This window comes from Flavobacterium muglaense, assembly GCF_014305155.1.
GTDB lineage: Bacteria > Bacteroidota > Bacteroidia > Flavobacteriales > Flavobacteriaceae > Flavobacterium > Flavobacterium muglaense.
On record NZ_JACRUK010000089.1, the window covers coordinates 1 to 5,754 of the forward strand.

At 34.1% G+C, this 5,754-nt stretch carries 6 protein-coding genes; all 6 read right to left on the bottom strand.

What is annotated here, in order from left to right; all coding sequences use genetic code 11:
- Positions 1-160 precede the first annotated feature (160 nt).
- Positions 161-724 (bottom strand): phosphatase PAP2 family protein, encoded by a 564-nt coding sequence (locus H8R24_RS17575; RefSeq protein WP_187021679.1) that lies wholly within the window; start codon positions 722-724, stop codon positions 161-163.
- Positions 724-1,095 carry a Sec-independent protein translocase subunit TatA/TatB gene (locus H8R24_RS17580; RefSeq protein WP_187021677.1) on the bottom strand — a complete coding sequence of 124 codons (372 nt, stop codon included), beginning with the start codon at positions 1,093-1,095 and terminating at the stop codon, positions 724-726. The genes H8R24_RS17575 and H8R24_RS17580 overlap by 1 nt, the downstream gene beginning before the upstream one ends.
- 105 nt (positions 1,096-1,200) lie before the next feature.
- The gene (locus H8R24_RS17585) at positions 1,201-3,441 is read right to left on the bottom strand and encodes a M1 family metallopeptidase (RefSeq protein WP_187021674.1); all 2,241 of its coding nucleotides are present in this window, start codon (positions 3,439-3,441) and stop codon (positions 1,201-1,203) included.
- 64 nt (positions 3,442-3,505) lie between these two features.
- Positions 3,506-4,012, bottom strand: a complete 507-nt coding sequence (locus H8R24_RS17590; protein WP_187021671.1) for a DUF6702 family protein — start codon at positions 4,010-4,012, stop codon at positions 3,506-3,508.
- Entirely contained in the window at positions 4,009-4,764 is a 756-nt protein-coding gene (locus H8R24_RS17595; protein ID WP_187021668.1) for a hypothetical protein, read from the bottom strand. Before H8R24_RS17595 ends, H8R24_RS17590 begins: the two co-directional genes overlap by 4 nt.
- The gene (locus H8R24_RS17600; protein ID WP_187021666.1) at positions 4,754-5,482 is read right to left on the bottom strand and encodes a peptidase associated/transthyretin-like domain-containing protein; all 729 of its coding nucleotides are present in this window, start codon (positions 5,480-5,482) and stop codon (positions 4,754-4,756) included. The genes H8R24_RS17595 and H8R24_RS17600 overlap by 11 nt, the downstream gene beginning before the upstream one ends.
- Positions 5,483-5,754 lie beyond the last annotated feature (272 nt).

A 5,754-nucleotide genomic window follows, 5' to 3' on the forward strand; every position in this document is an offset into this window, starting at 1 on the left:
ATCCTATTATAAGCGCTTTTTTAATCTCTAGAAAACGACGTTAATCAAAATATGCGTAGTTTTTCAGTGCCCTCCAACGGAAGCTCCTTTATTGTTTATTTTTGAAAAATCATTTTTACGCCATAAGATTGTAATGTACAGCTGGAAATAGCTCCTACTACTAGATAGGGAAGTATTTTTTTTGTGCTTTTTTGTATATAATGTACCAAAGGGTTCCTGAAAATACCCCAAATAAATACCCACAAAAGATATCGATTGGGTAATGCAATCCTAGATAAATACGGCTGTAAGCAAATATTAACGGCCATAGAAACAAGATGACAAAATAGCTCGAATAACGACGTAACCTCAAATATAGAAAGGTTGCAACCGCCATACTATTTGCCGCATGACCCGAAAAGAAACTAAAGGAATCACTTTGTTTTACTATGCGAATGATGTCTTTTATCTCGGGCGTATTACAAGGACGAAGCCTTTGAAAACCGTTTTTAAACAGGTTTGTAACTTGGTCCGTAAAAGTCAATATAAAGGCTGTAAAAAGCAGCAAATACAAGGTTTGCCTAGTACCTATTTTCTTGTAAATAATGTACAAAAGTAGCAGAAATAATGGCAACCAGTTTAATTGTTTGGTGATTAACAGCCACAACCAGTCGTACTGAGTAGATCCCAAACCATTAAGATAAACGAGTAAATCACTGTCTAAAGACAATAGCTTTTCTATCATTATCGCTGGCGTTTTACGGGTCCTGTGATGTCTTCGATATCTTCTTTTACCTTATTCGCTTGATCGACTGAATCTCCTAACAGATTTGATGTTGCTTTATTGACCTGAGCAACGGTATCGCCCATCAGGTCCTCTTTTACTTTATTTATTTGAGAGTTGATATCGCCCGTTAAATTAGACAATGATTTTGCATCAAGACCATTAACTTCAACTCCTTTTTGGATTTCGCTCTTGATATCATTAGTCGCGTTTTTTAATTGCGCCATGGCTTTCCCCATGGTACGTGCCATTTCAGGAACTTTATCTGATCCAAAAAGCATGAGCACAATAAACATGATAAAAACTAATTCTCCTCCTCCTATACCAAACATACTTTTTACATTTTAATGCTACAAATATACCAATTTTTGATTCGGCCTCTTTTAAATTTTTCATAAAAAAAAAGACTCATAAATGAGTCTTTCTTTTTGTATTCCTTAATCAAATTTAGATTTGACTTGCTCTTTTGGCCACGTATTATTTGTGACGTCAATATCAGCCGTTTCTAACTTTGGATCAATTTGTATTTTTTTAATTGCTTTTTCGGTAGCGTATACTTTCTTAGCGGTGTCATTATTCTTTCTCCAAATTTGCGCTGGATATTTATAATTATCAACTGTTCCGTCTTCGTAAGTAATCTCTACAAGGATAGGCATAATCATACCACCTGGCTTGTTAAACTCTACTTCGTAGAAGTATTTTGGTGTACTTAACGTTCCTTTTTCTTCAGCAGTAAGCGTGCTTACATAATCAGAAAGCAATTTTACTTCTTCGATTTTTAATGCTTTTTTATCTTTGGCATTCAACTCTGTATTATCTCCTTCTACTAAATAAACAAATGGACCTGGATCAAGACCAAAACGTCCTTTTCTTACTTTTGCGCTTTTCAAGGCTGCAGTAGGAGTCTCTGTTACATAATACTGTTTCACCTCATTGATTCCAATATCGACAAAATCAGTTGAATAAAACCAACCTCTAAAGAACCAATCTAGATCTACTGCTGATGCATCTTCCATTGTTCTAAAGAAATCTTCTGGAGTAGGATGCTTGAATTTCCAACGGTTTGCATATACTTTGAAAGCATAATCAAACAACTCTCTACCCATAATGGTTTCTCTAAGAATATTTAAACCTGTTGCTGGTTTCCCATAAGCATTGTTTCCAAACTGAATAATACCTTCAGAATTTGACATTATTGGCTCTAAGAACTTTTGATCTCCACTCATATAAGGTACAATGTTTTTAGCAGGACCTCTTCTTGAAGGGAAATTTGTTCCTAATTCTTGCTCCGCCATGTACTCCATAAATGAATTTAAACCTTCATCCATCCAAGTCCATTGACGCTCATCAGAATTTACAATCATAGGAAAAAAGTTGTGCCCAACTTCGTGAATCACTACACCCATCATTCCGTTTTTGATTGCTTCAGACGTTATTCCATTTTCATCAGGACGACCAAAATTCCAACAAATCATTGGATATTCCATCCCTTGATCCTCTGCCGAAACAGAAACTGCTTTTGGATAAGGATAATCGAAGGTATGTGCTGAGTAACTTTTTAAAGTATGCGCTACTGTAATTGTAGAAGTTTCTCCCCAAAGCGGATTTGCTTCTTTTGGATAAATCGAAACTGCCATTGCCGTTTTAGTACTTAATTGTACCGCCATGGCATCAAGAATAAACTTTCTTGAAGTTGCTATACCAAAATCCCTAACGTTTTTAGCGCTAAATCTCCATGTTTTTTTCTTGTTAGAAAAGCCTTTTTCGGCTGCTTCTGCTTCTGCTTGAGTTACGATTACAACTGGTTTATCAAATGTTTTTTGAGCTAATTCCCATCTTTTAACTTGAGCAGCTGTAAAAACTTCACTTCTATTTGTCAATTCACCTGTTGCTTCCATCACGTGATCTGCAGGAACTGTAATATTTACATCAAAATTTCCAAATGGCAAGGCAAATTCTCCACCTCCCCAAAACTGCATATTCTGCCATCCTTCAACGTCATTATACACTGCCATTCTTGGATAAAACTGCGCTATTACATACAATTTATTGCCTTCTTTTTCGAATAATTCATATCCTGAGCGCCCACCTTCTTTTTGATAATTGTTGATGTTATACCACCATTTTATAGAAAATGAAACAGAAGCACCCGGTTTTAAAGCAGTAGCTAAGTCAATACGCATCATCGTGTGATTGATACTGTATTTCATTGCATTACCCTTAAGATCTTTTACCCATTCGATATTAAACCCACGTTCTAGGTCTTTTTTAAGATACTTATCTGTAAACCCAGCTGCAGGAAATGTTTGTGTAATTCTTTGGCTATCTGCCAGAGGAGTTTCAGAATCCTTAGCCGATTGGTTTTGATCTAATTGAACCCATAAATACTCCAAACTATCAGGAGAGTTATTTATGTAAGTAATGGTTTCAGACCCCATTAATTTTGCGTTTTTATCATCTAACTCAATGTCGATCTTATAATCGGCTTGTTGTTGATAATACGCTGGTCCTGGGGCACCTGCCGCATTACGAAACATATTGGGCGTTGCCAATAAATCGTACATTTGACTAAACTTGTTGGTGTCGTATTTCCCTGTTTGTTTAGGAGCTACTGTAGTCGTTTTTTCTTGCGCAAAAATAAGCGTAGGAAGAAAAAGGAGTAAATAAATTTTTTTCATAAATAAAACGTTACTAGTTTCAGTTCGTGAAAATAACAAATTTTAACAAAAAACCGACTCCCATTTAATATTTTAACATTCCAGATCTTGAAGATTCTGTAAAAAGAATGCTATTTTTAGTTCCTAGCACCGTAATATGTGTAATGTTTTGTTGCTCTAGGCTCCAATCCATCAAAACTGAATTAAAAATCTCAAGCGTACTAATTTTTGAAATTCCTTTGACACTACTGTAGCAAACTAACACATCATCATCAACTTCCTTACTCAAAAAGGTCAATTGTTTGGTTTGCCCATTCACTTTCAGATAAAGATTATCTGCCAAGTATTTTTTAAGTAATTCTAATTCTTCTGGAGTTTCTTGACTTGAGCCCAAATGAAAACTTTTTCGTGCGTATTTTTTTTCTAATGTTTTATTTAAGTCGTCTAAGAAAATTCGAGAAGTAACTTGAAGCATTTTCTTTTCGGGAGCATAATTAATCTGGTAGATTCCCATATAAAATTTATGAACCGTAAAAGCCGATAAGGTCAAAAACAATAAGGCAATCGCAACGTACAAGTTTCTTTTTTTCATTTTTCAAAAATAGATAATTTTTTAAAATCCTTGTTTTTAGAAATTAAAAAATCCATTAACATAAATCTCTCTTCGGGTTTTAGGAATTTTTTCGAATTCAAATCATTCGAACAATACAACAAGAATAATTCCATCTCATCCTCCTTCAAACTTAAATCTTTAGTAAAAAAGGAAGGACTAAAATTGACTTTTACATACTCTGAAAAAGCGACATCCGACACAAATTCTTCTTTTACATCTTCTTTTTTTCGCAGTATCTTTTTCAAATCCTTAAAAATACGTACAAAATCCATTCCGTTTTCAATTGTCCCATCAGATGCCATAGTTCGGTTTTTAGGAGATGATTTCTCATCATCAAAATAGCGCCTGTCTACAAACTGCTGCGAACCTCCTGCCAGACTGTTGATTTTTAAACCATTTGCCACCACTACTTCTTTCAATTCATTATTCACTAAATCCATCTGAACCAGAAAAAGCTTTTCATTGCAGTTTTTCTCAGTCAAAATTATTTTTTTGGAGAGAAAAGCTAAACTTGAAAACAGCAAAGTATCCTTTGGCTTAGCCAAAATATCAAAAAGTCCGTTTGAATTGATAAAAGTACGCGTACGCGCACTAACATTAAGAACATAACCGCTCTCTAGCGTCAATGAATCATTTACCACTTGTCCGTGCAATGGCTTTCTACTTTCGTTTTGAGCAAAGCAAACTTGAAAAAAAAGCACTAAAACAACTATCCCTATATTAGTTTTCATAAATTCTCATTTTATTATATTTTTCAGCCAACGGAATAATCAAAAACTTAATCAATGTTTTATTTTTTGATATCAAAGCTGCTTCCAGATCCTTATCTTCAACACAGTAATATTGAAATCCACGAATGTAATCTTGGGGAATTTTCAATACATCAATGTAATAATCGTCTTCAAATACATACTCCAAGCGATTCATAGATCGCTCTTTTTTCTCTACAAGCACTTCTTTTTTAAGCATGGCTTTTCGTCCAGAAATTGTATTCAGTAAACCATCAATTCCACCACCTGATGTTGCTGTATATAATTTCCTTTCGGCTGGTGTATATTTCTTTTGTCCGAAGGGAATAATCCCTAAGTTTTCGGCGGTGATATTAGCATACTCATTGACCACTACTTCCTTCAAAGCAATACTTTTAGCTTGCATTTTTATCAAAAAAGTACCTTTTAGAACATCATCTTTGGTCATCCGTCTACGTAAAGTTACAAGATTTATAGCAGATAATGCCAAAAGATCGCCTTCTTTTACTAAAAGAAAGAAATAGCCATCCTTTGTTGAGGAAGTAGATCGATTTGTTGTTAAGTTCACAACATTAACTCCTTCCACCGATGTAGAATCGGCAATTATGTAGCCCTGAATTTTTATTTCAGCTGGAGTTTGCCCAAAAATAGATTGAGTCAACCAAAAGATTAAAAATAATAAAGTAGTCTTAATTCTCACTTGCTATAATTTTGTTATAATTTACCGCTAATTCAATTACTAAAAAAGCAAGCATCTGTTTATCGTTATTTTTTAATTTGGATACGAATATAGGATTTTCAATAAGATAGTATTTAAATCCACCCACATAATCCAACGGTATTTTTAATTTATCGGTGTAAAACTGCTCATTAAAATAATAGTCAAGCCTTTTTAAATTATAGAGGTGTAAAGTTATGTACTTATTTTAATTATTTGTAATCCAATGTGTTTATGCTTCATCATCTTAATAA

Coding starts and splice junctions, on each gene's coding strand:
- H8R24_RS17575 (WP_187021679.1), bottom strand. CDS start 724: ATGATAGAAAAGCTATTGTCTTTAGACAGTGATTTACTCGTTTATCTT.
- H8R24_RS17580 (WP_187021677.1), bottom strand. CDS start 1,095: ATGTTTGGTATAGGAGGAGGAGAATTAGTTTTTATCATGTTTATTGTG.
- H8R24_RS17585 (WP_187021674.1), bottom strand. CDS start 3,441: ATGAAAAAAATTTATTTACTCCTTTTTCTTCCTACGCTTATTTTTGCG.
- H8R24_RS17590 (WP_187021671.1), bottom strand. CDS start 4,012: ATGAAAAAAAGAAACTTGTACGTTGCGATTGCCTTATTGTTTTTGACC.
- H8R24_RS17595 (WP_187021668.1), bottom strand. CDS start 4,764: ATGAAAACTAATATAGGGATAGTTGTTTTAGTGCTTTTTTTTCAAGTT.